The organism is Caballeronia sp. Lep1P3 (assembly GCF_022879595.1).
Taxonomy (GTDB): Bacteria; Pseudomonadota; Gammaproteobacteria; order Burkholderiales; family Burkholderiaceae; genus Caballeronia.
The window spans coordinates 1,653,965-1,680,761 of the sequence record NZ_CP084265.1 but is presented as its reverse complement, the minus strand read 5'-3'; the positions used below and the strand labels follow the sequence as shown (position 1 = coordinate 1,680,761).

Below are 26,797 nucleotides of genomic sequence, written 5' to 3'. Positions count from 1 at the left end.
TAACGGCTGCCCGCGCCCATTCTTTAGCGTCCCTTCGCGTGTCCCGAAACCAGCGCACCGGCGTCCTTCGGCAGCCGCCGAAAGTCGACCACGCCCAGCGCGCCCACGATCGCCACGATCACGAACGCGACGTCGAAATCGTTCGCGGCGATGGAATGCGCGTCGTGTCCGTGCAGCCATTCGCCGATGCGCAGCGCGATCGCGCCGATGGCGACGCCCACGCCCATCGACATCTGAAAGAGCGTGCTCGAAAGCGCCGACGCGCCGCTCATCTGCGTTTTGGGGACGTCCGCGAAGCTGAGCGTGTTGATTGCCGTGAACTGCAGCGAGCGCGACAGGCCGCTCGCGAAGAGCACGGCGGCGATCAGGAGCTTCGGCGTGGATGGCGTGAGCAGGCTCATCGCGGCGAGCGAGAGGGCCGCGAGCGCGCCGTTCACCATCAGCACGGGCCGGAAGCCGAAGCGCCGCATGACCGGCGTGGTGACGACTTTCATCCCAAGATTGCCGGCGAACACGGCGAGCGTGAGCAGCCCGGATTCGAACGCGTTCATGCCGAATCCGACCTGGAACATGAGCGGCAGCAGAAACGGCGCGGCGCTGATCGCGATGCGGAAAAGCGAGCCGCCGCCCATCGCGACGGCGAAGGTCTGCACCTTCAGCGCCGACAGATCGACGACCGGCTGCGTCACGCGCCGCAGATGCCGCCATGACGCGAAGCCCGCCGCCACGCCCACGGCGACGAGCGCGCCGACAAGCGCCCACGGCGCGTCGTTGCGGCCGATGAGTTCCATCGCGTACAAGAGCGTCGTGCACGCGATGCCGCACAGCGCGAAGCCCGAGAAATCGAAGCGGCGCGTCGCGCCCTCGCGCACGTTGCCGACATGGCGCAGCGTCAGCAGCAAACCGATGATGCCGAGCGGCACGTTCAGATAGAAAATCCATCGCCACGACGAATAGGTCGTGATAAAGCCGCCGAGCGGCGGTCCGATGACCGGCGCGACAAGTCCCGGCCAGGTGATGATGGAGATCGCGCGCATGAGGCCGTCTTTCGGAGTCGCGCGCAGCACGGCGAGACGGCCGACGGGCACCATCATCGCGCCACCGATGCCCTGCAGCACGCGCGCCGCCGTGAACGCGGGCAATGTCGAAGTCGCGCCGCACAGCACGGACGCCGCCGTGAACACCGCGATCGCGCTGCCGAACACCGTGCGCAGACCGAAGCGGTCGGCGGCCCAGCCGCTGATCGGGATGAATACCGCGAGCGTCAGCAGATAGGACGTGATGCCGAGGCTCATGTCCGCGGGATGCACGTTAAACGAGCGCGCCATTTGCGGCAGCGCGGTCGCGATGATCGTGCCGTCGAGGTTCTCCATGAAGAACGTCGCGGCGACGAGCGTCACGATCAGCGACGAACCGCGCTTCGCGTCGTCGGGCTGCGGCTCGGTTGAGAGAGTGGAAGAGGACATCGTGTCGGATGCGCAATGTTCGGGCGGAAAGCCATCCGCAAGCTTCGCTCGCGAAGGCGGCTCGCCATTCTAGCCGCGGGAGCAGACCTCGCGCGCCTATGGTAGTTTCTGCGGTTGTCGGCAAAGTCTGCCGTGAACTTCGCCAGCGGGCGTCAACGAAAAAAGGAACGAAGCGATGAAGTATCGGAAACTGGGCGATTCGGGCGTCGACGTGAGCCTCATCGGGCTCGGCACCATGACCTGGGGCGAGCAGAACACCGAGAGCGAGGCGCACGAACAAATCGACTACGCGCTCGCGCAAGGCGTGAACCTGATCGATGCCGCCGAAATGTATCCGGTCCCGCCGCGCCCCGAGACGCAAGGCCGCACCGAGGAATACATCGGCACCTGGCTCGCGAAGAATCCGGGCAAGCGCGGCGATATCGTGCTCGCGACGAAGATCGCCGGTCCCGCGCGCCAGCCGCACAATCCGCGTCACATTCGCGGCGCGGGCAATCAGTTCGACCGCAAGAACATCGACGAAGCCGTCGACAGCAGCCTGAAGCGCCTGCAAACCGATTACGTCGACTTGTATCAGTTGCACTGGCCCGACCGCAGCACGATGACGTTCGGCCGCGCGGCGTACCCGTACATCGACGACGAATACACGGTGCCCATCGAGGAAACGCTCGACGCGCTCGGGCGTCTCGTGAAGGCGGGCAAGATTCGTCACATCGGCGTATCGAACGAAACGCCGTGGGGCGTCGCGCAATTCCTGCGCGCGGCTGAGAAGGCGGGCCTGCCGCGCATCGTCAGCATTCAGAATCCGTACAGCCTCGTGAACCGCACTTTCGAACTGGGCCTCTCCGAATTCACGCACAAGGAAGGCATCGGCCTGCTCGCGTATTCGCCGCTCGCGTTCGGCTGGCTGTCCGGCAAGTACGAGGGCGGAGCGCGTCCGGCGGGCGCGCGCATCACGCTTTTCGAGCGCTTCCAGCGTTACAGCAAGCCGCAGGCGATCGCCGCGACGTCGTCCTACGTGGAACTCGCGAAGCGCCACGGCCTTACGCCGGCGCAGCTCGCGCTCGCGTTCGTCAACTCGCGGCGTTTCACGACGAGCACGCTCATCGGCGCGACATCGATGGCGCAGTTGAAGGAGAATATCGCGAGCGTGGAAATCGAACTGTCCGATGAAATTCTCGCCGAGATCGACGCGCTGCACGAACGCCAGCCGAACCCGGCGCCGTGACGACAGCCGCTGTCACGCGACGCTGTCATGCGACGCTGTCACGCGAATCTGTCAGCATTGACGTATCCGGGCGTTGCCTCTTCACCGCATCACGCGATGAAAAACTCGCCCGGCTGATTCACCGGACGCGCACCTGAAAAGCGCGCGTCCGCGTCCTTCTGAAAGCCGCGCGCGCTCGACCGACCGGGCGCGCGGCTTCTCGCACCGGGTGCGGCGCGTGTTGCAAGGCACCGCACTTGCTCGATGGTCCTGGTTGCCCGCTGCGGCGCCCCTCGTGCCCCAGCGCGCTCTTAGCAAAGGAGTCGTCGCTCATGTCTCAAGCAACGCCGCAGTCCCAAGATCTGGATCGCCTGGCGATCGACACCATCCGCACGCTGTCGATGGACGCCGTGCAGAAAGCCAATTCCGGCCACCCCGGCACGCCGATGGCGCTCGCGCCGGTCGCGTTCCATCTCTGGCAGAACCATCTGCGCTACGACCCCGACGCGCCGCTCTGGCCGAACCGCGACCGCTTCGTGCTGTCGGTCGGGCACGCGTCGATGCTGCTCTATTCGCTGCTGCATCTCGCGGGCGTGAAGGAAGTGGACGAGCACGGCAATCCGACCGGCAAGCCCGCGGTGTCGATCGACGACATCAAGCAGTTCCGCCAGCTCGACAGCAAGACGCCGGGTCACCCCGAGTTCCGCATGACGTCGGGCGTCGAGACGACGACCGGACCGCTCGGCCAGGGTCTCGGCAACAGCGTCGGCATGGCGATGGCCGCGCGCTGGAAGGAGGCGCACTTCAACAAGTCGGGCGCGCCGCTTTTCGATTACCGCGTCTACGCGCTCTGCGGCGACGGCGACATGATGGAAGGCGTCTCGCACGAAGCGGCATCGCTCGCGGGGCATCTCCAGCTATCGAACCTCATCTGGATCTACGACAGCAACCGCGTGACCATCGAAGGCCACACCGATCTCGCCTACAGCGACGACGTCGAATCGCGCTTTCGCGGCTACAACTGGAACACGCTGCATGTCGACGACGCCAACGACGCCGCCGCGCTCGAAGCCGCGCTCAATCAGGCTAAGGCGACGACCGACAGGCCGACGCTGATCGTCGTGAAAAGCATCATCGGCTGGGGCGCGCCGAACAAGCAGGACACGGCGTCCGCGCACGGCGAGCCGCTCGGCGAAGAGGAAATCCGGCAGGCGAAGAAGTTCTACGGCTGGCCGGAGGACGCGCAGTTTCTCGTGCCCGAGGGCGTGATGCAGCACTTCGCCGACGGCATGGGCGCGCGCGGCAAGGCGGCGCACGCGCAATGGAAGCAGCGTTTCGACGATTACGAGAAGGAAAGCCCCGAACTCGCGAAGCAACTGTGGCAGATGCTGCAATCGAAGCTGCCCGACAACTGGGACGCGGACATTCCGACGTTCGAGCCGGATGCGAAAGGCATCGCGACGCGGGAATCGTCGGGCAAGGTGCTCAACGCGATCGCGCAACGCGTTCCGTGGATGATCGGCGGCGCGGCGGACCTGTCGCCATCGACGAAAACGAACCTCAAGTTCGAAGGCGCGGGCAGCTTCGAGCACGACAACTACGCCGGGCGCAACCTGCACTTCGGCATTCGCGAGCACGGCATGGGCTCGGTCGCGAACGGGCTCGCGCTTTCCAACATGCGGCCGTTCGCGTCGACGTTCCTGATTTTCAGCGACTACATGAAGCCGCCGATCCGCCTCTCCGCGATCATGGAAGTGCCGGTCATTTACGTGTTCACGCACGATTCCATCGGCGTGGGCGAAGACGGTCCGACGCATCAGCCGATCGAGCAGCTCGCCTCGTTGCGCGGCGTGCCGGGGCTATGCACGCTGCGTCCCGCCGATGCGAACGAAGTGGCCGAAGCATGGCGCGTCGCGCTGTCGTTTTCGAAGGAGCCGTCGTGCATCGTCGTGACGCGCCAGCCGCTGCCGACGTTCGACCGCACGAAGTACGCGTCGGCCGAAGGCGTGCGGCGCGGCGCCTACGTGCTCGCCGATGCCGACGGCGGCAAGAAGCCCGAGGTGCTGCTGCTCGCGACGGGCAGCGAAGTGTCGCTGTGCGTCGAGGCCTACGAGAAGCTGAAGAGCGAGGGCGTCGCGGCGCGCGTGGTGTCGATGCCGTCCTGGGACATCTTCGAGAAGCAGGACGACGCCTATAAGGATTCGGTGCTGCCGCCGGACGTACACGCGCGCGTCGCGGTGGAGCAGGCCGCGACGCTCGGCTGGGATCGCTACGTCGGGCGCTTCGGCGCGACCATCGTGATGCACACGTTCGGGGCATCGGCTCCGCTCAAGGCGCTCAAGACGAAGTTCGGCTTCACGCTCGAAGGCGTCTACGAGGCTGCGAAAAAGCAGCTCGAGCGCGTCAAGTCCAATCCGGCGGAGTAATCGACCATGCAAATCGGCATCGTAGGTTTGGGGCGTATGGGCGGCAATATCGGCAGACGTCTGATGCGCGGCGGACACGATTGCGTCGTGTACGACCACAATCCGCAGGCGACGGACGCGCTCGCAAGCGAAGGCGCGACCGGCACGGAAAACCTGGGCGATCTCGTCTCGAAGCTCGGCGCGCCGCGCGTGATCTGGCTGATGCTGCCCGCGGGCAAGATCACCGAGGACACGCTCGACGACCTGCACAACATCCTGCAGGCCGACGACGTGGTGATCGACGGCGGCAACAGCTTCTACAAGGACGACATCCGCCGCGCGGCGCGGTTTCGCGAGCAGGGCGTGCATTACGTGGATGTCGGCACGTCGGGCGGCGTCTGGGGCCTGACACGCGGCTACTGCATGATGATCGGCGGCGACGAAGCCGTCGTGCGCCGGCTCGATCCGATCCTCGCGACGCTCGCGCCGGGACGCGGCGACATTCCCGCGACGCCCAGCCGCGAAGGGCGCGATCCGCGCGTCGAGAACGGCTACATGCACTGCGGGCCGGTCGGATCGGGACACTTCGTGAAGATGGTGCACAACGGCATCGAGTACGGGCTGATGCAGGCGTATGCCGAAGGCTTCCACATCCTGAAGCACAAGGAATCGACGGATCTCGCCGAAAACGAGCGCTACACGCTCGATCTCGCCGATATCGCGGAAGTGTGGCGGCGCGGCAGCGTGGTGTCGTCGTGGCTGCTGGACTTGACGGCGGGCGCGCTCGCGGGCGATAGCGGGCTAGAACACTTCTCGGGCGAAGTGGCCGATAGCGGCGAGGGGCGCTGGACGATTCAGGCTGCCATCGAGGAAGCGGTGCCGGCGCAGGTGCTATCGGCGGCGCTGTACACGCGCTTCCGCTCGCGCGACGCCGACCTTTTTCCGGAGCGGCTGCTTTCCGCGATGCGCTTCGGCTTCGGCGGTCACAACGAGTTTCCGGTGAAGTAACGCGTCGTTTTTAGCTGCGATCGGGCGATGGACCGCGCGGGGCCATCGCCTTTTTCATTTCATCATGCGACGCCTGAAGAGCCATGCGCAGGCGAAAAAAGGCAGCACCGCATACGCGATCAGCACCCCCGCATGCAGCGCGACGTCGGTGAGAGGACGGCCGAGCATCGCGGGACGAATCAGTTCGACGGCGTGAAAGAGCGGCAGCGCTTCGGTCGCGCACCGCGCGAGCGCGGGCAGTTGCGCGACGGGAAAGAACACGCCGGAGAGAAGGAGCATCGGCGTGAGCGCGAGCGTCTGATAGAACATGAAGAAGTCGTAGCTCGGTGCGAGCGCGGTCACGATCATCGCCGTGCTCGCGAACGCAAGCCCCGTCAGCACAATCGCGGGCAGCGCGAGCAGCATCGACGGAAAACTCGCGTAGCCGAGCGCGCCCGCGACTAGCATGATCGCGACGCCCGAGAGCACCGACTTGCTCGCGGCCCAGACGATTTCGCCGAGCACGATGTCGCCGAGCGTGAGCGGCGTGTGCATGATCGCCTCCCACGTGCGCTGGACGTGCATGCGCGAAAAGCCCGAGTACATCGCTTCGAAGCTCGCGGACATCATCACGCTCGAGGCGACCGTGCCCGCCGCGAGAAACGCGATGTACGAGACGCCATCGACGTGTCCGACCATCAGGCCGAGGCCGAGCCCGAGACCGAAGAGATAGATCATCGGGTCGGCGAGATTGCCGATCATCGATGCAATCGCGAGCTTCTTCCACACGAGGTAATTGCGCCGCCAGACCGACATCCAGTGCGTCGCGTTGGCGGGCAGCGCAGCGGAGAAGGGCGTGGCGCTGTCCGCGTGCGGCATGCTGCGGCGAGGCTTTTTCGCGCCGACGCGCGCTTCGTCGAAAGTTTCCATCGCTGTTTGATCCACCCGTTTCTAGTCCGCCGGTTTTCAATCCACCATCTCGCGCCCGGTCAGGCGCAGGAATACATCTTCCAGATTCGCCGGACGATGCAGGTAGCGCACGCCGTCGCGTCCCTTGACGCGCGCGTGCACGGGCTGCGGATCGTCGACGTAGCAAAAAAGCGTCTCGCCGCTCACTTCGATGCGCTCGACGAGCGGCGCGAGTTCCACCGCGAGCGCCTGTGGATCGGGTCCGTAGATTTCGATCACGTCCGAGCCGATTACCGAAGCAATCAGGTCGTGCGGCCGGCCTTCCGCGATCTTGCGCCCTTCCTCGATCACGCAGAGCCGGTCGCACAGGCGCTCGGCTTCTTCCATGAAATGCGTCGTGAGAAGGATGGTCTTGCCGCGCGCGAGCAGTGAACGTAAGCGCTCCCAGATGAGATGGCGCGCCTGCGGATCGAGGCCCGTCGTGGGCTCGTCCATCACGAGCACATCGGGATCGTTGACGAGCGCGCGTGCGAGCGTGAGCCGCCGCTTCATGCCGCCCGACAGTTCGCCGACGCGCGCATCGGCCTTGCTCTCGAGCCGCGCGAATTCGAGCAGCGACGGCACGAGTGCGTTCATGCGCGCCCCGTCGATGCCGAAATAGCGGCCGAAGACCTGCAGATTTTCGCGGACGGTGAAATCGGGATCGAGATTGTCGAACTGCGGCACGACGCCGACGCGCTCGCGGGCGAAGCGCGCCCGCGACGGCACCGGTTCGCCGACGAGTCTGATCGCGCCGCCATCCGGCGACGTGATGCCGAGCAGCATCTTGAGCGTCGTCGTTTTGCCGGCGCCGTTCGGGCCGAGCAAGCCGAAGCATTCGCCCGGGCGCACGTCGAACGAAAGCCCGTCGACCACGTTTCTCGAGCCGTACTGTTTTCTGACTTCGCTGAATTCGATCGCGGGCGCGCTTGTTTCGTCCGCTGCGATTGGCCTGTTCGGGTTTGTCATGCGTTCGCCTGCCGAGCCTGACTGGGAAATACAGCGGGCTAGTGTAATCCAATGCACCAGGGCAACGCCGGCATGCAACCGCACGCTGCGCGCGCGAGTCGAATCGGTGCGGGACGCTTACGATGCGATGCGGCACGCGTAGCCGGCGCCTTGCCAGGCGGGGCTGTGCGGGTATCTGGCACGGCACAAGCTAGCGTCAAAAGGGCAGTCTCGCGCGCCCTCGCATTGGGTTAGCGTTTTCCATCGTTGCCACGCCTGCCGCGGCGCACGATGATGAGCTTACGCCGCAGTCAATCCGCGATGCGGCAGGGAGGCATGATGACAAGTTACAGAAAGATTCTGCTGTGCTACGACGGCTCCAGAGAAGGCCGCAAGGCACTGCGTCAGGGCGCTAATCTTGCGCTCGATCTCAACGCCGAAACGCACGTCCTCGCGGTCGTGGACATGCGCTCGAGCATTGCGCAAAGCGCCGGGCTCTTGACCGACGTGGCCTGCGGGCGTTTCGAGGACGCCGCGCGGGACATCCTGCAGGAGGGCGTCGAATGGCTGCGCGAGCGCGGCTTGCAGGCGCAAGGGCACTTCGCGTTCGGGCATCCGATCGACGAGATCGCGGCGCTGGCCGAAAACCTCAAGGTGGATCTCGTCGTCGTGGGGCATCGCTGCCGCAGCGGACTCGCGCGATGGTGGATGGGCGCGGGCAACACGCCCTTGCTCGACCGCGTCTCGTGCAGCATTCTCGTGGCCGTCTGCCAGGCCGGAGAATCCGCCGAAGCGGAAGACGAGGCGGCTTACGCGGCCAAGCCGGTGAAGGCCGAAGCCGGCGCGTGAGCCGTTCGCGCGTGCGTTCGGAGGCGCGTCAGCCGTTGAGATCGACGGCGACGAGCTTCCACGAAATCAGACCGCTGCGATGAAAGATGGCTGAATAGCGGGCATCGCCGACGCCGTGCTGATACGTCACCACGAACGTGTCGATGTCGCGATATCCGGCCGTCGTTTGCGGCGGTTGCTCCGCGTCAATTCCTGGCGCGCTGCCGGCGGTTGTCGGGCTATCGGTTTGCCGTGGCGCGGGCGGCCGTTCGCCGGGCTCGCCGCGAGGCGGGATGCCATTGAGAATGGCGGCTACGCCGTCCGGCGTCGCATATGAGTCCACTAGCGGCCCGACGAGCGCCGCGCCGATCATCGCGCCGATGATGGCGAGCGGATTGCCGTTCTTCTGCACATCGATGCGCCGGGTCAGGAGCGCCGCGACCTGATCCTTCAGGCTCGTGCGCAGCGCCGGAAAGTCGACGTACTCATTGACGGTCTGCGCGTCGCGCGCATCGGCAGCGCGCTTGACGCGCTCCAACGCGATATACGGCGACGCGTACACCAGTCCGAGCGCGGCGACGAGCGCAAGAACCGCAAGGCTGACGGCAATAGAACGGGTAGTGCGGGACATGCGGCGAAAGCGCCTCTTCGTGGATGCGGTTTTCCGATTGACCACACGCACGCGCGAACGATCCCGCGATTTAAACAAACGCGAAGTTACGCGAGCGTGCCGCCCGACAGCGCCGCGCGTTCCTCGTCGATACAGCGGTCGATCATGCGCGACACTTCGCCGATCTTCCCGACCATGATGAGCCGCGACTCGCTGCGGTACACGCGCACCGGGGCACGCGGCGCCGGTTCCGCATAGACGGGCTGAGCAAGCGATACACGCGCGAACGCGGGCTGCCGCGAAGGCAGCGCCGGCATTTCGTCGAAGAGATCAGGCGCGGCTTCGGCGCGCGGACGCGCTGTGGCACCGCAGGAGATCAACGCGCGCAGATGACGCAGGCGGCCGAACTGGCGGAAGGGCAGCAAACGGGCAAAACGTTCCATCATGACTCTCCAGACGATAGGACGCACTGCGGCGAGCCGCGTTCGGCTGCCGACCATGCTCGATGTATTCGAAACGCGCCGCGTCGTGCGTGGCGTGAGGTGAGGCGAACGCTCTCGGCGCGTCTTGCGTCGACGTCGCCGCTCGACCGTTAAAACTCGCCTGAGCGAATCAGGCCCACCGCGATGCCTTCGAGCGCGAACTCGCCGCTGCCCGAGCGCACGAAGATGTTCTCGTAGTCCGGGTTCTCCGCGATCAGTTCGACGCCATCCGGCAGGCGCTTCCAGCGCTTCACGGTGACGTCGTCGCCGATACGCGCGACGACGATCTGCCCGTCCTTCGCCTCCGTGCGCTTTTGCACGGCGAGCAGGTCGCCGTCGAGGATGCCGGCATCGCGCATGGACAGGCCGCGCACCTTCAGCAGATAGTCCGGCTTGCTGGAGAACAGCGCGGGATCGCACGCGTAGTGCTGCGCGATGTGCTCCTGGGCGAGGATAGGACTGCCCGCCGCGACACGCCCGACGAGTGGCAGGGACAACTGCATGATGCTCGGATGCGGCAGCGTGAACTGATGCGGCAGTTCCTCCGACCGGCTCGCTTCCGCGATCAGCCGGATGCCCCGCGATGAACCCGCCGCCAGTTCGATGACGCCCTTGCGCGCCAGTGCCCGCAGGTGTTCTTCCGCCGAATTCGCCGAACTGAAGCCCAATTCAGCGGCAATCTCCGCGCGCGTGGGCGGAAAGCCGGTGCGTTCGATCGCGCGCTGGATCAATTCGAAGACCTGCTGCTGCCGCGCGGTTAGTTTGGAGGTTCTGGTCACTGGCTCGGGCCTCTGTGCAACGGTGGAAGAACAATGACTGTATTTTTATACAGTATTTCGCGGTTTTCAAGCTTTACTTTAAGTTCTCGCCGCAGCGCCCGACGCACACCCGCCGCCGATCGCTCGTGAGATGTCGCTGCGGCCTTAGCATCATCGGATATAAAAAAGTGAAAAACGATTATTTCTGTTCATATAGGAGGCTCGTTAGACTGAATCCGTCAATTCGATAAGACGGAGAACGGGGAATGCAAAGCACGAGGACGGGATTGGGAACCAGCGCGAGGAAACTGCTGACGGCGCTCGCACTGACGGCGGCGAGCGTCGGCGCGACTGTGGGGGCGAGCGTTCCGGCGCATGCGGAGACGTCGTTTCTGAATGTCTCCTACGATCCCACGCGCGAGCTGTATCAGGACTTCAACCAGGCTTTCGCGAAGAAATGGAAAGCCGAGACCGGCGAAACGGTCACGTTCAAGCAGTCGCACGGCGGCTCGGGCGGTCAGGCGCGCGCGGTTCTGGACGGCTTGCAGGCCGACGTCGTGACGCTCGCGCTCGCCTACGACATCGACGCGCTCGCGAGCAAGGGTCTCGTCGGCGGCGACTGGCAGAAGCGTCTTCCGGACAACGCATCGCCCTATACCTCGACGATCGTCTTCCTCGTGCGCAAGGGCAATCCCAAGCACATCAAGGACTGGGACGATCTGACGAAGCCGGGCGTCTCCATCGTCACGCCGAACCCGAAAACGTCAGGCGGCGCGCGCTGGAACTATCTCGCGGCGTGGGCCTATGCGCAGCACAAGCCGGGCGGCAACGAGCAGACGGCGAAGGATTTCGTCGCGAAGCTGTACAAGAACGCCGGCGTGCTCGACTCGGGTGCGCGCGGCGCAACGACGAGCTTCGTGCAGCGCGGTCAGGGCGACGTGCTGATCGCGTGGGAAAACGAGGCGTTTCTCTCACTGAAGGAATTCGGTCCGGAGAAGTTCGAGATCGTGGTGCCGTCGGTGAGCATTCTGGCCGAGCCGCCGGTCGCAGTGGTCGACAAGGTCGTCGACAAGCACGGCACGCGCAAGCTCGCCGAGGCATATCTGAAGTATCTCTATAGCGACGAAGGCCAGCAGATCGCCGCGCGCAATTTCTATCGTCCGCGCTCGGACAAAGTGCCCGCCGAACTCACGAAGCAGTTCCCGAAGCTCAAGCTCTACACCATCGACGATACCTTCGGCGGCTGGGCGAAGGCTCAGAAGACGCATTTCGCGGATGGCGGCGTGTTCGATTCGATCTATCAGCCGCAGTAAGCGCGACCAGATGAGAAACCGAGCGGCGCGCCACGACGCCGCCGGCAACACAAGCCCGTAGCGACACGCGCTCCCCGGCGCACTGGAAATAGGACGTTCCAAGGATGACGACTTTCACTCTGCGCAAGCCGAGCGCACTGCCGGGCTTCGGCTTGACGCTCGGCATCACGCTCGCGTATCTGAGCCTCGTGGTGCTGATACCGCTCGCCGCGACCTTCGCCAAGACAGCGACGCTCGACTGGGCGCAATTCGTGCGCGCGGTCACGGCGCCGCGCGTGCTGGCTTCTTACCGGCTGACGTTCGGCGCGGCGCTCGGCGGGGCGCTCATCAACGCGGTGTTCGGCTTTCTGGTCGCGTGGGTGCTCGTGCGTTACACGTTCCCGATGAAGCGTATCGTCGATGCCATCGTCGATCTGCCGTTCGCGCTGCCGACGTCGGTTGCCGGCATCTCGCTCGCAGCGGTCTACGCGGGCAACGGATGGATCGGCCAGTATCTCGCGCCGCTCGGCATCAAGATCGCGTTCACGCCGCTCGGCGTGCTCGTTGCGCTCACGTTCATCGGGCTGCCGTTCGTCGTCCGCACAGTGCAGCCCGTGCTCGAAGACTTCGAGCGCGAGCAGGAAGAAGCCGCCGCGTGCCTCGGCGCGACGCGCTGGCTGACGTTTCGCCGCGTCGTTCTTCCCTCCGTGCTTCCGGCCTTGCTGACGGGTTTCGCGCTCGCGTTCGCGCGTGCGCTCGGCGAATACGGCTCGGTGATTTTTATCGCCGGCAACGTGCCGATGAAGTCCGAGATCACGTCGCTGCTCATCATCACGAAGCTCGAGCAATACGACTACGCGGGCGCGACCGCGCTCGCCGTCGTGATGCTGTGTGTGTCGTTTCTGATGCTGCTCCTCATCAACACGCTGCAATGGCTCCTGCAGCGGCGCACGAGCAGGACGGGCGCCGCGCCCGCGACCGCGCCGTCGCTTCATGTCGCGCGAGGTGACGCATGAGCAAGGTACTGCCGCTCGATACGAGCGCCGCGCGCAGCGCGCGCAAGCTCGATCCCGTCACCGAGCCGCGCGCCGTGCGCTGGCTGCTCACGGGCATTGCGCTCCTGTTTCTCGCGCTTTTTCTCGTCGTGCCGCTCGTCGCGGTGTTCGCGCAGGCGTTCGCGAAAGGCATCGGCTATTACTTCGAATCGCTGAAGGACCCGGACGCGTGGTCGGCCATCGAGCTCACGCTGACGACGGCCGCAATCGCGGTGCCGCTCAACGTCGTGTTCGGGCTGGCGGCGTCATGGGCAATCGCGAAGTTCGAGTTTCGCGGCAAGGCGCTCCTGACCACGCTCATCGACTTGCCGTTTTCGGTTTCGCCCGTGATTTCAGGCCTCATTTACGTGCTGATGTTCGGCGCGCAGGGCTGGTTCGGTCCGTGGCTCGCCGCGCATGACGTGCAGATCATCTTCGCGGTGCCGGGAATCGTGCTCGCCACCATCTTCGTGACGTTCCCGTTCGTCGCGCGCGAACTGATTCCCCTGATGCAGGCGCAAGGCAACGACGAGGAAGAAGCCGCGCACGTTCTCGGCGCGTCCGGCTGGCAGATCTTTCGCCGCGTCACGCTGCCGAACGTGCGCTGGGGCCTGCTCTATGGCGTGATTCTCTGCAACGCGCGCGCGATGGGCGAATTCGGCGCGGTATCGGTCGTCTCGGGCCATATTCGCGGGCAGACCGACACCATGCCGCTGCACGTCGAAATTCTCTATAACGAATACAACTTCTCGGCCGCGTTCGCAGTGGCCTCGCTGCTCGCGCTGCTTGCGCTCGTCACGCTCGGGCTCAAGCTGATCGCGGAGCGGCGCATGTCGCAATCGCTCGCCGATGTCGGCGCTGGCGCACAGAACCAAGGAACGCAATCATGAGCATCATCGTTCGCAATTTGCAGAAGCGCTTCGGCGATTTCACCGCCCTCGACAACGTCACGCTCGACTTTCGGGCGGGCGAACTCGTCGCGCTGCTCGGGCCATCGGGTTGCGGCAAGACCACGCTTTTGCGCGTGATTGCAGGCCTCGAACATGCCGATGCAGGCCAGGTCGTGCTGAATGGCGAAGACGTTGCGCAAGTCGGCGCGCGCGAACGGCAAGTTGGATTCGTGTTCCAGCATTACGCGCTGTTCCGGCATATGACGGTGTTCGAAAACGTCGCGTTCGGTTTGCGCGTGAAGCCGCGCCGCGAGCGTCCGTCGGAAGCGGCGATCCGCGAGAAAGTGCATGAACTGCTGAAGCTCGTGCAGCTCGACTGGCTCGCGCAGCGCTTTCCTTCCGAACTATCGGGCGGGCAGCGGCAACGTATCGCGCTTGCACGCGCGCTCGCGGTCGAACCGAAAGTGCTGCTGCTCGACGAGCCATTCGGCGCGCTCGACGCCAAGGTGCGCAAGGAACTGCGCAGCTGGCTGCGTCGTCTTCACGACGACCTGCATATCTCGACGCTTTTCGTCACGCACGATCAGGAAGAGGCGCTGGAAGTGGCGGACCGCATCGTCGTGATGAATCATGGGCGCGTGGAGCAGGTGGGCAGCCCGCAGGATGTGTACGATCATCCGCAGACCTCGTTCGTGTACGAGTTTCTCGGCGCGGCCAACCGCCTGCAGGGACACGTCGATGCAAACGGCTTCATCGCCGATGGCGCCGCGCAATCGATCCAGGCGCACGCCCATTTCAGCGGCCGGGCGCTTGCGTATGTGCGTCCTCACGATCTCGCGCTCTATCGCGCCGACGATGGCGCGGATCACGCGGATGACGCGCACCGCGACGGCATCGTGGTAGACGTGCGGCGCGTGGTCACGCTTGGCGGCTCTGTTCGCGTCGAACTGGAAGGCGCCGCGGGCGGCGTGCTCGAAGCCGAACTGGACCGCGAAGCATGGCGCGCATTGAAGCTCGGCATCGGCGACGGCGTGCGCGCCGTGCCGCGCGCGCTGCGCGTGTTTCCCGCGCAATGAACATTGATAAAACGGCATCAAAAAAGAGAGGCGGACAATGAACTTCCAGCAACTGCGCTTCGTGCGCGAGGCCGTGCGCCAGAACATGAATCTCACCGAAGTCGCGAACGTGCTCTATACGTCGCAATCGGGCGTATCGAAGCAGATCAAGGATCTCGAAGACGAACTCGGCGTCGATATCTTCGTTCGCCGTGGCAAGCGGCTCACGGGACTGACCGAACCGGGCAAGCAAGTGCATCAGTTCATCGAGCGCATGCTGCTCGATGCGGAGAATCTGCGCCGCGTCGCGCGCCAATTCGCGGATCAGGACAACGGCCACCTCGTCGTTGCGACGACGCACACGCAGGCCCGCTACGCCTTGCCGAAGGTCATCCGTCAGTTCACCGAAGTATTTCCGAAGGTGCATCTCGCGCTGCGGCAGGGCAGCCCGCAACAGATCGCGCAGATGATCGTCAATGGCGAAGCGGACATCGGCATCTCCACCGAAGCGCTCGACCGTTACCCGGATATCGTGACGTTTCCCTGCTATTCGTGGCATCACACGGTCGTGGTGCCGAAGGATCATCCGCTCGTCGGGCGGGAGAACATCACGCTCGAACAGATCGCGGAGTATCCGATCGTCACGTATGACCAGGACTTCACGGGGCGCTCTCACGTCGATCAGGCGTTCGCAAGCGCCGGCGCGATTCCCGACATCGTGCTGACCGCCATCGACGCCGATGTCATCAAGACGTATGTGGAGCTTGGCATGGGCATCGGCATCGTCGCGGCGATGGCGTATGACGCGAAGCGCGACACGGAACTCGTCGCGCTCGATACGCAGCATCTGTTCGAAGCGAGCACGACGCGCGTCGGCTTGCGCAAGGGCGCGTTCCTGCGCGCATACGCGTACCGGCTGATCGAGATGTTCGCGCCGCAACTCGACGAAGCGCAGATCGCCGCGCAGTTGCGCGAAGCCGCCTGATGCACGTCCGGGCGCGCATGCCGGCTGATTTACAATCGCTGGCATGAATACGCACACACTCTCACTTCCGCAAATCGCCGTGCTGGCGACGGGCGGCACCATCGCGGGCCGCGCCGGCGATGCATCGAAAACGGCGGGCTACAAAGCGGGCGTCGTCGGCGTGGACGATCTTCTCGATGCCGTGCCGGGACTCGACGCCGTCGCACGCATTCACGCGGAACAGATCGCGAGCATCGACAGCAAGGACATGAGCACCGCGCTCTGGACGACGCTGGCATCGCGAATCAACGCGCTGCTCGCGCAGGACGATATCGATGGCGTCGTCGTCACGCATGGCACCGATACGCTCGAAGAAACCGCGTACATGCTGCATCTGACGGTGAAGAGCGCGAAGCCTGTCGTGCTGACCGCCGCGATGCGTCCATCCACGGCGCTCTCCGCTGATGGCCCGCTCAATCTGCTCAACGCGGTGACGGTCGCGGCGTCGAACGATGCGGCGGGACAGGGCGTGCTCGTCGCGTTCAACAACCAGATTCATAGCGCGCGCGATGTGACGAAGATCAGCACTTACGCCGTCGATGCGTTTCGTTCCCCCGAGACCGGCGTGCTCGGTTTCGTGCAGGATGGCCGCGTGGAATTCCAGCGCTCGGTGACGAAGCCGCACACCACGGCAAGTCAGTTCGTCGTGACGGAAGCGTGGCCGATGGTCGAGATCGTCGCGAGCTACGCGGACGCTTCGCGCGTGACTGTGGATGCGCTCGTTGCGGCAGGCGTGAAGGGCATCGTCGTATCGGGCACAGGGAACGGCTCGATACACGCGACGCTCACGCAGGCGCTCATGGATGCGGTGAAGGCGGGCGTCGCCGTGGTGCGCGCGTCGCGCGTCGGCTCGGGGCATGTGATGCGAAACGGCGCGGCCTCCGACGATGCGCTCGGCACCGTCAGCGCGGGTACGCTCAATCCGTACAAGGCGCGCGTGCTGCTGATGCTCGCGCTTGCAGCCGGCAGCGAAGACGCAGTTGTCCTGCAACGTCTCTTCGATACGTACTGACGCGCATCGCGCATTGAAGCAAAACCCGCTGCAAGAATCCGACGCGGACACCCGACGGCGAACCGTCTGACCGACCAAGGCTTGACCGGCGCACCGCCGGGTGCCGCTCCCGGACCCTACGTGCCGCCCTCAGCCCAGAGCGGCATTTGTCCCGCGTGCCCATACGCGGGACGCCCCACGATTCAGGCAGCGATGCTCACGCAGCAGCCTTCGCCTGCTGCGGCTCTTGCGCCACCTGGAAGTTCGACATGATCTCGAGCGCACGCACGAGCGCCGAATGGTCCCACGCCTTGCCGCCGTTCGCCGCACATACGCTGAACAACTGCTGCGCGCTCGCGGTATGCGGCAGAGCGAGTCCCATCTTGCGCGCGCCATCGAGCGCAAGGTTCAGGTCCTTTTGATGCAGCTCGATGCGAAAGCCCGGATCGAACGTCCGCTTCGTCATGCGCTCGCCGTGCAACTCCAGAATGCGCGATGCAGCGAAGCCGCCCATCAACGCGCGACGCACGCGCTCCGGATCGGCGCCCGAGCGCGCGGCGAACAACAGCGCTTCCGCCACCGCTTCGATATTCAGCGCGACGATGATCTGATTGGCGACCTTGCACGTCTGACCCGCGCCGTTGTCGCCGATGAGCGAGATGTTCTTGCCCATCAGGTCGAAAAGCGGCTTGGCAATGGCGAACGACTTTTCCGGGCCGCCGACCATGATCGTGAGCGTTGCATCGCGTGCGCCGACTTCGCCGCCGGAAACGGGCGCATCGAGGTAATCGCAGCCGAGCGCGTTGATCTTCTTCGCGAAGTCCTGCGTGTCGAGCGGGTTGATCGAACTCATGTCGATCACGAGCTTGCCTTCGCTCAGTCCGTTGGCAATGCCGTCATCGGCGAACAATGCGTTGGCGACATCGGGCGTGTCGGGCACCATCGTGATGATGATCTCGCTAGCCTGTGCGACCGCGGTCGAATCCGCGAGCACTTGCGTTTGCGCACGGATATCGTCCGGCACCGGATACTTGCCGTTCACGACGAGCGCGTGTCCGCCCTTGATGAGATTGCGCGCCATGTGCGCGCCCATGATGCCGAGTCCGATGAAACCGATGGTTGCCATACTTCTCGCTCCTCCTGTGTGTCGGGTTTATGCCGTCGCGCGATGCTTCACGCCGCCGATGTTCTGCAGCCAGTTCAGGCCCGCTTCCGTTCCGTTGAGCGGCTTGTATTCGCAGCCGATCCAGCCGTCATAGCCGATCAAATCGAGCAGCTGGAACAGGAACGCATAGTTGATTTCGCCCGTGCCCGGCTCGTTGCGGCCGGGGTTGTCGGCGAGCTGGATATGCGCGATCGACGGCAGGTTCTTCTTGATGGTCGCGGCGAGTTCGCCTTCCATGCGCTGCATGTGATAGATGTCGTATTGCAGGAACAAATTGTCCGAACCGACTGCGCGAATGACGTCGAGTCCTTCATGCGAACGATTCAGCGCGAAGCCCGGAATGTCGTATGCGTTGCATGGTTCCACGAGCAGCTTGATCCCTTCCTGCTTCAGTGCATCGGCGGCAAAGCGCAAGTTCTCGACGATGGTCTCGCGCGCCTGCTGTGCCGAAACGCCCGCCGTCGGAATGCCGACGAGACAGTTCAGTTGCGGCACGTTCAGCGCCTTCGCATATTCGATTGCGCGCGGCACGCCCTCGCGAAATTCATCGACGCGATCGGGCAGGCACGCGATGCCGCGCTCGCCCGCTTCCCAATTGCCGGCGGGAAGGTTGTGCAGCACGATTTGCAGATCGTTGTCCTTCACGCGCGCCTCGAGATCGCGGATCGAATAGGCATACGGAAACAGGAACTCGACCGCCTTGAAGCCCGCATTCGCCGCTGCCGCGAAGCGGTCGAGGAATGGGACTTCGTTGAACAGCATGGTCAGGTTCGCGGCGAATTTCGGCATTATTGGTTGTCCTGATGGTCGGTCAGTGGAATGGCTTCAAGTTCAGTCGAGCGGCGTGACGGCCGTCGGCGCGTCCGCCTTGTTCTCAGCAAGCGCTTCGAACTCGTTGATCGCGTCGATCTCGGTGCCCATCGCGATGTTCGTCACGCGTTCGAGAATCATCTCGACGACGACCGGCACCTGGTGCTCCGCCATCAGCGCCTCTGCCTGCTTCAGTGCGGACGCGATGTCTTCGGGCTTGAACACGCGCAGCGCCTTGCATCCGAGCCCTTCTGCGACGGCGACGTGATCCACGCCATAGCCTTCGAGTTCGGGAGCGTTGATGTTGTCGAACGCGAGCTGCACGCAGTAGTCCATGTCGAAGCCGCGCTGCGCCTGACGAATCAGGCCGAGATACGAGTTGTTCACGACCACATGCACATACGGCAGCTTGAATTGCGCGCCCACCGCCAGCTCTTCGATCATGAATTGGAAGTCGTAATCGCCCGAAAGCGCGACGATCTTGCGCTGCGGATCGGCCGCGCGCACGCCGAGCGCAGCCGGAATCGTCCAGCCGAGCGGGCCGGCTTGCCCGCAATTGATCCAGTTGCGCGCCTTGAACACATGCAGGAATTGCGCGCCCGCGATTTGCGAGAGACCAATCGTCGTTACGAAGCAGGTATCGCGGTCGAACGCGAGATTCATCTCTTCGTACACGCGCTGCGGCTTCATCGGCACGTTCTCGAAGTGAGTCTTGCGCAGCATCGTGCGCTTGCGCTGCTGACAGTCCGCCACCCACGCGCCGCGATCTTTCAGCTTGCCAGCGGCCTTCCATTCCTTGGCGACTTCGACGAACAATTCGAGCGCGGCCTTTGCATCCGACACGATGCCGAGGTCCGGACCGAACACGCGGCCAATCTGCGTCGGCTCGATATCGACGTGCACGAACTTGCGGCCCTTCGTATAGACCTCGACGCTACCCGTATGACGATTCGCCCAGCGATTGCCGATGCCGAGCACGAAGTCGGACGCGAGCATCGTCGCGTTGCCGTAGCGGTGCGACGTCTGCAGGCCGACCATGCCGGCCATGAGCGGGTGATCGTCGGGGATCGCGCCCCACGACATGAGCGTCGGAATGACGGGCACGCCGAGCGTTTCCGCGAACGCCACGAGCAGGTCTTCCGCCGCCGCGTTCAGCACGCCGCCGCCCGAGACGATCAGCGGCTTTTCCGCGTCGTTCAGCATCGCGAGCGCTTTTTCGATCTGCGCGCGCGTCGCTTTCGGCTTGTAGACGGGCAGCGGCTCGTAGGTGTCGATATCGAATTCGATCTCGGCGAGTTGCACGTCGATCGGCAGATCGACCAGCACCGGACCCGGACGGCCCGAGCGCATCAGATGGAACGCCTGCTGGAACACGCGCGGCACCAGCGCCGGCTCGCGCACGGTGACGGCCCATTTCGTGACCGGCTTCGCGATCGATTCGATATCGACCGCCTGGAAATCTTCCTTGTAGAGGCGCGCGCGCGGCGCCTGGCCGGTGATCGCGAGAATGGGGATGGAGTCGGCCTGCGCCGAATAGAGGCCGGTGATCATGTCCGTGCCCGCCGGCCCGGACGTGCCGATGCAAACGCCGATATTGCCCGGCGCCGCGCGGGTATAACCTTCGGCCATGTGCGATGCGCCTTCGACGTGACGCGCGAGGACGTGGCTGATGCCGCCCGACTTCTTCATCGCCGAATAGAACGGGTTGATGGCCGCGCCCGGCACGCCGAACGCGGTGTCGATGCCTTCCTTTTCCAGCACGAGGACGGCGGCGTCGACGGCTCTCATCTTGGGCATGGTTGTCTCCTTGGGGTCTCGAATCGAAAGTTGGATGCACGCTTCCGTTGAACTTTAAAATCGTGAAAAAGGTTTGATAAGATCAGCGCGAGTCGTTTTTTCCTAAACAAAAAGTATCGAATGACGACCCCGCGCGACTTCGAAGGAGACAGGGCATGGACCGCTTCAAGCAAATCGAAACGTTCGTGCGCGTGGCCGAGGCGGGCAGTCTCGCGGCGGCGGCGCTCGAAGAGGGCGTCTCGCCGGTGATCCTCGGGCGGCGCATCGACGCGCTGGAAAAGCGCCTCGGCGTGAAGCTCATGTATCGCTCGACGCGGCGGCTCGTGGTGAGCGAGGAGGGCGCGGCGTATCTCGACCGCTGCAGGAATCTGCTCGCGGAATGGGATCAGGCGGAGAACGAACTGGCGGCGGGACGGCGCGCGGTGGGCGGGCATCTGATCGTGTCGGCGCCGGCGGCGTTCGGGCGCATGCACGTCGCGCCGCACGCGCCCGCGTTCCTCGCGGACAAGCCCGAATTGCAGATGTCGTTCAATCTGACCGACCGCGTCGTCGATCTGGTGCGCGAGGGCTACGATCTGTCGATCCGCATCGGCGGGGCGGTGGACCCGAACTTCGTCGCGGTGAAGCTGGCGGGCAATCGGCGCGTGGTCTGCGGCACGCCCGCGTATTTCCGGAAGCACGGCAAGCCGAAATCGCTCGACGACCTGCCGAACCACAACTGCCTCGCGTTCAACCTGCAAGGCGGACAGAACCGCGGCTGGTATTTTCGACGCAACGGCAAGCTCGTGACGGTGCGCGTGTCCGGCAATCTGGACTGCAACGACGGCGAACTGCTGCATCGCTGGGTGTCGGAAGGGCTCGGACTCGGCTGGCGCTCGACGTGGGAAATCCAGCGGCAGCTCGAAGCGGGCGAACTCGAAACCGTGCTCGACGATTACGAACTGCCCGATTACGACATTCTCGCGGTCTACCCGCAGCAGCGCTACGTGCCGGCGCGCGTGCGCTACTTCATTGATTTCCTGAAGGAAACCTATGCGCAGCCCGGCTACTGGAGCCGCCCGCTCGCGTTGCCCGGCGAGCCGCGCCCCGGAACCCGGACGCGCGCCCTAACTGCTTGAAAAGGCGCCCGAAATTGCAATTGCGCGCGGCGATACAAAAAGCTATAATCTTCGGCTTCTCACTTGCCGCACCGGTCCGACGCCCGGGTGGCTTCTATCCTTAAGGAGTGATACATGCGTCATTACGAAATCGTCTTCATCGTGCACCCCGATCAGAGCGAGCAAGTGCCCGCCATGATCGAGCGCTACAAGACCACGATCACGTCGCACGGCGGCCAGATCCACCGCATCGAAGACTGGGGCCGTCGCCAACTGGCCTACATGATCGAGAAACTCGCGAAGGCTCACTACGTCTGCATGAACATCGAATGCGATCAGGCCACGCTCGAAGAGCTGGAGCACGCGTTCAAGTTCAACGACGCCGTTCTGCGTCACCTCATCGTCAAGATGAAGAAGGCCGAAACCGGCCCGTCGCCGATGATGAAGGAAGTGCAGCGCGAAGAAGCCAAGAAGGCGGCCAGCCAGCCGTCCGAAGCGCAGGCTTAAGGCGAACATCGCCACAGCCACCAAGGTTTAAGTGAACCGGCTGCAACTCACAGCAAGCGTCGTGGAACGCGAACCGGTGCGGTACACGCCCGCCGGCATTCCCATCGCGAGCTGCACGTTGCAACACGCCGCGGAAGTCGTCGAAGCGGGCATCGCCCGGAGAATCGAACTGACCCTGCAGGCGGTCGCGGCCGGCGAAGCGAGCGGCAAGCTGGAAAGCTGTCCGATGGGCGTCGAAACACGCTTCACCGGCTTTCTGGCGAAGAGAAGCCGTAACGCGCGAACCCTGGTGTTTCACATCACAGAATTGCAGGACATTGGAAAGGACTAATCATGCCCCGCCCGACTGGTAAGAAATTCGACAAGCGTCGTCAGCAACAAAACCCGCTCTTCAAGCGCAAGAAGTTCTGCCGTTTCACGGCAGCCGGTGTCGAGTACATCGACTACAAGGACACTGAAACGCTGAAGGACTTCATCGGCGAAAACGGCAAGATCACGCCGGCTCGTCTGACTGGCACGAAGGCGCACTATCAGCGCCAGCTCGACACGGCAATCAAGCGCGCGCGTTTCCTCGCGCTGCTGCCGTACACCGACCTGCACAAGGCCTAATTCAGACGACGCACTAAGGACAAGCCAAAATGCAAATCATTCTTTTGGAAAAAGTCGTCAACCTGGGCAACCTCGGCGACATCGTCAAGGTCAAGGACGGCTACGCACGTAACTTCTTGATCCCCGGCAAGAAGGCTCGCCGCGCAACGAAGGACGCAATCGCCGAATTCGAAGTGCGCCGCGCCGATCTGGAAAAGGTTGCCGCTGAAAAGCTGACCGCCGCGCAAGCACAAGGCGAAAAGCTGAACGGCTCCACGGTTCAGGTTTCGCAGAAGGCGGGCGTCGACGGCCGTCTGTTCGGTTCGGTCACGAACGCGGACATCGCTGAAGCGCTGAAGAAGCAAGGCTTCGCCGAAGTGGAAAAGGCGCAAGTGCGTCTGCCGCAAGGCCCGCTGAAGATGGTCGGCGACCATCCGGTTCAAGTGGCGCTGCACACGGACGTCGTGGTCGACGTTACGGTGTCGGTGCTCGGCGAACACGCGTAAGTTTTCACGCGAGGTCTCGCGCCTCGCGAGCAGGACGAAGAATGGCAGGAGCTTTTCGGCTCCTGCCATTTTTTATTGTCCACGCACGGCCATTGTTCGATAATCCCACCCCATGAACGCACCGTCCAAAGACCCGCAACTCGACGCGCTGAAGGTCCCGCCCCATTCCATCGAAGCCGAGCAATCGGTCATCGGCGGCTTGCTGCTGGACAACGCGGCATGGGACCGCATCGCCGATGTCATGTCGCAGGGCGATTTCTATCGCTATGACCATCGCATTATTTTCGAACACATCGGCAAGCTGATCGCGGCGACGCGCCCGGCGGACGTCATCACCGTGTATGAAGCGCTCACGATGGCCGGCAAAGCCGACGAAGTGGGCGGCCTCGCGTACCTCAACGCGCTCGCGCAGAACACGCCAAGCGCGGCGAACATTCGCCGCTACGCCGAAATCGTGCGCGACCGGGCGGTGCTGCGCCGCCTCGTTTCTGTCGCCGACGAAATCTCCGCCGACGCTTTCAATCCGCAAGGCAAGGAAGTCCGGCAGATTCTCGACGAAGCCGAAGCGCGCGTGTTTTCCATCGCCGAGGACGGCGCGCGCGGCACCCAGGGCTTTCTCGAAATCGGGCCGCTCCTCACGCAAGTGGTGGAGCGCATCGACACGCTCTATCACACCGCGAATCCGAGCGACGTGACCGGCACGCCCACAGGCTTCGTCGATCTCGACCGGATGACATCGGGCATGCACGGCGGCGAGCTGATCATCGTGGCGGGGCGGCCGTCGATGGGTAAGACCGCGTTCTCGATGAACGTCGGCGAATACGTGGCGGTCGAGTACGGCCTGCCGGTCGCGGTGTTCTCGATGGAAATGCCGGGCACGCAACTGACCATGCGTATGCTCGGCTCGGTCGGACGGCTGGATCAGCACAGAATGCGTACCGGCCGCCTCACCGACGAAGACTGGCCGAAGCTCACGCATGCGGTGCAGAAAATGAGCGAGGCACAGCTTTTCATCGACGAAACGGGCGGTCTGAATCCGATGGAACTGCGCTCGCGGGCGCGGCGCCTGTCGCGTCAATGCGGCAAGCTGGGACTGATCATCGTCGATTATCTGCAGCTCATGTCGGGCTCGGGCAACGGCGGCGAGAATCGCGCAACGGAGATCTCGGAAATCTCGCGTTCGCTCAAGAGTCTCGCGAAGGAACTCGACGTGCCGGTGATCGCGCTGTCGCAGCTCAATCGCGGTCTGGAGCAGCGGCCGAACAAGCGCCCGATCATGTCCGACCTGCGCGAATCCGGCGCTATCGAACAGGACGCGGACGTGATCCTCTTCATCTACCGCGACGAAGTCTACAACCCCGACAGCCCGGACAAGGGCACGGCGGAAATCATCATCGGCAAGCAGCGTAACGGTCCGATCGGGCCTGTGCGCCTCACGTTCCACGGCCAATACACGAAGTTTGACAACTTCGCAGGCGTGCAGAACTTCTACGGCGGCGAGTAACCCGTTCCCCCGTCACCTGTCAAGCCATCGTCGGCCCCCGGACGCGCGGCACCAGCGCGCGGTGCGCGGGGTGCTGGGCGCGGGTACAATATGTCGGTTTGATGTCAGCCTCATTGACCCATCTATCGGGACTTTCATGTTCGGTCGTTTCATGCCCACTGAGGGCAAATTCTTCGAGATTTTCAACGCGCACGCGAAGTGCATGGTGGATGCGAGCCGCGAGCTGGAACTGCTGATCGACAACCTGGACGAAGCCGAAGTCCACAAGCAGAACGTCCAGACGAACGAGAAGCGTGCCGACAAGCTCACGCACGAGACCATCGACCTGCTGCACAAGACGTTCATCACGCCGCTCGACCGCGACGAGATTCACAAGCTCATCACCACGATGGACGACATCCTCGACCTGATGGAGGACGTCGCCACCGCCATTTCGCTCTATGACGTGCGCGCCGTGACATCCGAGGCGAGCCAGCTTGCGCATATCTGCACGGCCACCTGCCTGCGCGTGCAGCAGGCGGTCGGTCTGCTCGCGGACATGAAGCGCGCGAGCGAGATACTGAAAATCTGCGAAGAAATCGACCGCCTCGAGTCGGACGCGGACCGTGTCCTGCGCTCGGCCATGTCGAAGCTCTTCCGCGAGGAGGACGACGTGAAGAACCTCATCAAGCTCAAGGCCATCTACGAGCTTCTGGAGACGATCACCGACAAGTGCGAGGATGTCGCGAACATCATCGAAGGCATCGTGCTGGAAAACGCGTGATCATGCCGCCCGAGCCCGCAGGCGCAGCTTTGGATCGCGCGGCGGGCGATGACGACACAGACCGGCGCCGCATCCCGACGCCCGGTCAATACAACACCAACTGATGCATTCGATTCAACTCGCCATCTGGGCCGTCGCCACGCTCGTTCTAGTCGCACTCGTGTTCGACTTCATGAACGGCTTCCACGACGCTGCCAATTCCATCGCAACGGTCGTTTCGACGGGCGTGCTCAAGCCGCAGCAAGCCGTCGCGTTTGCGGCCGCGTTTAATGTCATTGCCTATTTCATCTTTCACCTGAAGGTCGCCGCGACAGTCGGGAAGGGGACGATCGACCCCGGCATCGTCGATCATTACGTCATCTTCGGCGCGCTCGTCGGCGCAATCGGCTGGAACATCGTCACGTGGGTGTACGGCATTCCGTCGAGTTCGTCGCACGCGCTGATCGGCGGGCTCGTCGGCTCGGCACTCGCTAAATCCGGCTGGTCTTCGCTCAACTGGGACGGGCTGCTCAAAACGGTGGCGTTCATCTTCATCTCGCCGCTGCTCGGCTTCGTGCTCGGCTCGTTCTTCATGCTGCTCGTGTCATGGATGTATTTCCGCACGCCGCCATCGAAGGTCGACCGGCGGTTTCGCCGCCTGCAGCTTTTCTCGGCGGGGCTCTATTCGCTCGGACACGGCGGCAACGACGCGCAGAAGACCATCGGCATCATCTGGATGCTTCTGATCGCAACCGGCTATGCGTCCGCCGGCTCGGACGCGCCGCCGCTCTGGGTGATCGGCCTCTGTTATCTGTCGATGGGTCTCGGCACCTTGTTCGGCGGCTGGCGCATCGTGCGGACGATGGGCCAGAAGATCACCAAGCTCAAGCCCGTGGGCGGCTGCTGCGCCGAAACGGGCGGGGCGATCACGCTCTTCCTGGCGTCGTTCCTCGGCATTCCGGTTTCGACCACGCACACGATTACCGGCGCGATCGTCGGCGTCGGCGCGACGCAGAAGTTCAGCGCGGTGCGCTGGGGCGTCGCCGGCAATATCGTCTGGGCGTGGGTTCTCACGATTCCGGCGTCCGCCGCGCTCGCGGCGGCGGGTTGGTGGGTCGGCCGCCACTTTCTGTAAGCATCGTCCCGAGCCCGCAGC

The 26,797-nt window shown here is 64.0% G+C and carries 27 protein-coding genes; 18 read left to right on the top strand and 9 right to left on the bottom strand.

The annotated features are described in order from the left end of the window. Window positions 1-23: 23 nt before the first annotated feature. Window positions 24-1,466: an MFS transporter gene (locus tag LDZ27_RS07870; RefSeq protein ID WP_244813570.1), complete on the bottom strand. Its 1,443-nt coding sequence runs from the start codon at window positions 1,464-1,466 to the stop codon at window positions 24-26. A 175-nt stretch (window positions 1,467-1,641) separates the two neighbouring features. On the opposite strand from LDZ27_RS07870, the gene LDZ27_RS07865 reads away from it, so the two are divergent. The 3 genes from LDZ27_RS07865 to gnd all read left to right on the top strand — a co-directional run bounded on the left by LDZ27_RS07865 (window position 1,642) and on the right by gnd (window position 6,086). Continuing rightward, window positions 1,642-2,694, top strand: coding sequence for an NADP(H)-dependent aldo-keto reductase (locus tag LDZ27_RS07865; protein WP_244813569.1), 1,053 nt, complete (start codon window positions 1,642-1,644; stop codon window positions 2,692-2,694). Window positions 2,695-3,005: 311 nt separating this feature from the next. Continuing rightward, a complete protein-coding gene (gene tkt / locus LDZ27_RS07860; RefSeq protein ID WP_244813568.1) occupies window positions 3,006-5,099 on the top strand; it encodes a transketolase in 2,094 nt (697 codons plus the stop codon). A 6-nt stretch (window positions 5,100-5,105) separates the two neighbouring features. Next, window positions 5,106-6,086 (top strand): phosphogluconate dehydrogenase (NAD(+)-dependent, decarboxylating), encoded by a 981-nt coding sequence (gnd, locus tag LDZ27_RS07855; protein WP_244813567.1) that lies wholly within the window; start codon window positions 5,106-5,108, stop codon window positions 6,084-6,086. A 54-nt stretch (window positions 6,087-6,140) separates the two neighbouring features. Here gnd and LDZ27_RS07850 read toward each other — a convergent pair whose 3' ends face one another. After that, complete coding sequence (locus LDZ27_RS07850) at window positions 6,141-6,944, bottom strand: ABC transporter permease (protein WP_244816081.1); 804 nt, start codon at window positions 6,942-6,944, stop codon at window positions 6,141-6,143. Between the two features lie 87 nt (window positions 6,945-7,031). Then, window positions 7,032-7,982 (bottom strand): nodulation factor ABC transporter ATP-binding protein NodI, encoded by a 951-nt coding sequence (nodI, locus tag LDZ27_RS07845; RefSeq protein WP_244813566.1) that lies wholly within the window; start codon window positions 7,980-7,982, stop codon window positions 7,032-7,034. A 318-nt stretch (window positions 7,983-8,300) separates the two neighbouring features. On the opposite strand from nodI, the gene LDZ27_RS07840 reads away from it, so the two are divergent. Next, a complete protein-coding gene (locus LDZ27_RS07840) occupies window positions 8,301-8,810 on the top strand; it encodes a universal stress protein (RefSeq protein WP_244816080.1) in 510 nt (169 codons plus the stop codon). A gap of 28 nt (window positions 8,811-8,838) precedes the next feature. On the opposite strand, the gene LDZ27_RS07835 is transcribed toward LDZ27_RS07840, so the two are convergent. From LDZ27_RS07835 to lexA, 3 genes are all read right to left on the bottom strand, one after another. Continuing rightward, window positions 8,839-9,420: a DUF2939 domain-containing protein gene (locus tag LDZ27_RS07835; RefSeq protein WP_244813565.1), complete on the bottom strand. Its 582-nt coding sequence runs from the start codon at window positions 9,418-9,420 to the stop codon at window positions 8,839-8,841. A gap of 86 nt (window positions 9,421-9,506) precedes the next feature. Further along, complete coding sequence (locus tag LDZ27_RS07830; RefSeq protein ID WP_244816079.1) at window positions 9,507-9,842, bottom strand: hypothetical protein; 336 nt, start codon at window positions 9,840-9,842, stop codon at window positions 9,507-9,509. 149 nt (window positions 9,843-9,991) lie between these two features. Then, a complete protein-coding gene (lexA, locus tag LDZ27_RS07825; RefSeq protein ID WP_244813564.1) occupies window positions 9,992-10,660 on the bottom strand; it encodes a transcriptional repressor LexA in 669 nt (222 codons plus the stop codon). 245 nt (window positions 10,661-10,905) lie between these two features. On the opposite strand from lexA, the gene LDZ27_RS07820 reads away from it, so the two are divergent. The 6 genes from LDZ27_RS07820 (at window position 10,906) to LDZ27_RS07795 (ending at window position 16,946) form a co-directional block, all read left to right on the top strand. Continuing rightward, window positions 10,906-11,952 (top strand): sulfate ABC transporter substrate-binding protein, encoded by a 1,047-nt coding sequence (locus LDZ27_RS07820; protein WP_244813563.1) that lies wholly within the window; start codon window positions 10,906-10,908, stop codon window positions 11,950-11,952. Between the two features lie 104 nt (window positions 11,953-12,056). Next, entirely contained in the window at window positions 12,057-12,947 is an 891-nt protein-coding gene (cysT, locus tag LDZ27_RS07815) for a sulfate ABC transporter permease subunit CysT (protein WP_244813562.1), read from the top strand. Next, a complete protein-coding gene (gene cysW / locus LDZ27_RS07810; protein ID WP_244813561.1) occupies window positions 12,944-13,855 on the top strand; it encodes a sulfate ABC transporter permease subunit CysW in 912 nt (303 codons plus the stop codon). The genes cysT and cysW overlap by 4 nt, the downstream gene beginning before the upstream one ends. After that, window positions 13,852-14,931: a sulfate/molybdate ABC transporter ATP-binding protein gene (locus tag LDZ27_RS07805; protein ID WP_244813560.1), complete on the top strand. Its 1,080-nt coding sequence runs from the start codon at window positions 13,852-13,854 to the stop codon at window positions 14,929-14,931. Before cysW ends, LDZ27_RS07805 begins: the two co-directional genes overlap by 4 nt. A gap of 37 nt (window positions 14,932-14,968) precedes the next feature. Continuing rightward, window positions 14,969-15,895, top strand: a complete 927-nt coding sequence (locus LDZ27_RS07800) for a CysB family HTH-type transcriptional regulator (RefSeq protein ID WP_244813559.1) — start codon at window positions 14,969-14,971, stop codon at window positions 15,893-15,895. Window positions 15,896-15,938: 43 nt separating this feature from the next. Beyond that, entirely contained in the window at window positions 15,939-16,946 is a 1,008-nt protein-coding gene (locus LDZ27_RS07795) for an asparaginase (RefSeq protein ID WP_244813558.1), read from the top strand. A gap of 196 nt (window positions 16,947-17,142) precedes the next feature. Here the strand turns inward: LDZ27_RS07795 and LDZ27_RS07790 are convergent, their stop codons facing one another. The 3 genes from LDZ27_RS07790 to gcl are packed head-to-tail and all read right to left on the bottom strand — an operon-like array spanning window position 17,143 to window position 20,697. Further along, window positions 17,143-18,051: a 2-hydroxy-3-oxopropionate reductase gene (locus LDZ27_RS07790; RefSeq protein WP_244813557.1), complete on the bottom strand. Its 909-nt coding sequence runs from the start codon at window positions 18,049-18,051 to the stop codon at window positions 17,143-17,145. 27 nt (window positions 18,052-18,078) lie between these two features. Beyond that, the gene (hyi, locus tag LDZ27_RS07785) at window positions 18,079-18,879 is read right to left on the bottom strand and encodes a hydroxypyruvate isomerase (protein WP_244813556.1); all 801 of its coding nucleotides are present in this window, start codon (window positions 18,877-18,879) and stop codon (window positions 18,079-18,081) included. A 42-nt stretch (window positions 18,880-18,921) separates the two neighbouring features. Then, window positions 18,922-20,697 carry a glyoxylate carboligase gene (gcl, locus tag LDZ27_RS07780; protein ID WP_244813555.1) on the bottom strand — a complete coding sequence of 592 codons (1,776 nt, stop codon included), beginning with the start codon at window positions 20,695-20,697 and terminating at the stop codon, window positions 18,922-18,924. A gap of 155 nt (window positions 20,698-20,852) precedes the next feature. On the opposite strand from gcl, the gene LDZ27_RS07775 reads away from it, so the two are divergent. The 8 genes from LDZ27_RS07775 (at window position 20,853) to LDZ27_RS07740 (ending at window position 26,776) form a co-directional block, all read left to right on the top strand. Beyond that, window positions 20,853-21,815 carry a LysR family transcriptional regulator gene (locus LDZ27_RS07775; RefSeq protein ID WP_244813554.1) on the top strand — a complete coding sequence of 321 codons (963 nt, stop codon included), beginning with the start codon at window positions 20,853-20,855 and terminating at the stop codon, window positions 21,813-21,815. 114 nt (window positions 21,816-21,929) lie between these two features. Then, a complete protein-coding gene (gene rpsF, locus LDZ27_RS07770; protein ID WP_244813553.1) occupies window positions 21,930-22,301 on the top strand; it encodes a 30S ribosomal protein S6 in 372 nt (123 codons plus the stop codon). A gap of 31 nt (window positions 22,302-22,332) precedes the next feature. Continuing rightward, the gene (priB, locus tag LDZ27_RS07765; RefSeq protein WP_244813552.1) at window positions 22,333-22,632 is read left to right on the top strand and encodes a primosomal replication protein N; all 300 of its coding nucleotides are present in this window, start codon (window positions 22,333-22,335) and stop codon (window positions 22,630-22,632) included. A gap of 2 nt (window positions 22,633-22,634) precedes the next feature. Then, window positions 22,635-22,910, top strand: coding sequence for a 30S ribosomal protein S18 (gene rpsR / locus LDZ27_RS07760; RefSeq protein ID WP_007000150.1), 276 nt, complete (start codon window positions 22,635-22,637; stop codon window positions 22,908-22,910). A 29-nt stretch (window positions 22,911-22,939) separates the two neighbouring features. After that, the gene (gene rplI, locus LDZ27_RS07755; RefSeq protein WP_244813551.1) at window positions 22,940-23,395 is read left to right on the top strand and encodes a 50S ribosomal protein L9; all 456 of its coding nucleotides are present in this window, start codon (window positions 22,940-22,942) and stop codon (window positions 23,393-23,395) included. Between the two features lie 112 nt (window positions 23,396-23,507). Continuing rightward, a complete protein-coding gene (locus LDZ27_RS07750; protein WP_244813550.1) occupies window positions 23,508-24,899 on the top strand; it encodes a replicative DNA helicase in 1,392 nt (463 codons plus the stop codon). A 136-nt stretch (window positions 24,900-25,035) separates the two neighbouring features. Next, a complete protein-coding gene (locus LDZ27_RS07745) occupies window positions 25,036-25,662 on the top strand; it encodes a DUF47 domain-containing protein (RefSeq protein ID WP_244813549.1) in 627 nt (208 codons plus the stop codon). A 103-nt stretch (window positions 25,663-25,765) separates the two neighbouring features. Beyond that, window positions 25,766-26,776 (top strand): inorganic phosphate transporter, encoded by a 1,011-nt coding sequence (locus tag LDZ27_RS07740; protein ID WP_244813548.1) that lies wholly within the window; start codon window positions 25,766-25,768, stop codon window positions 26,774-26,776. Window positions 26,777-26,797 lie beyond the last annotated feature (21 nt).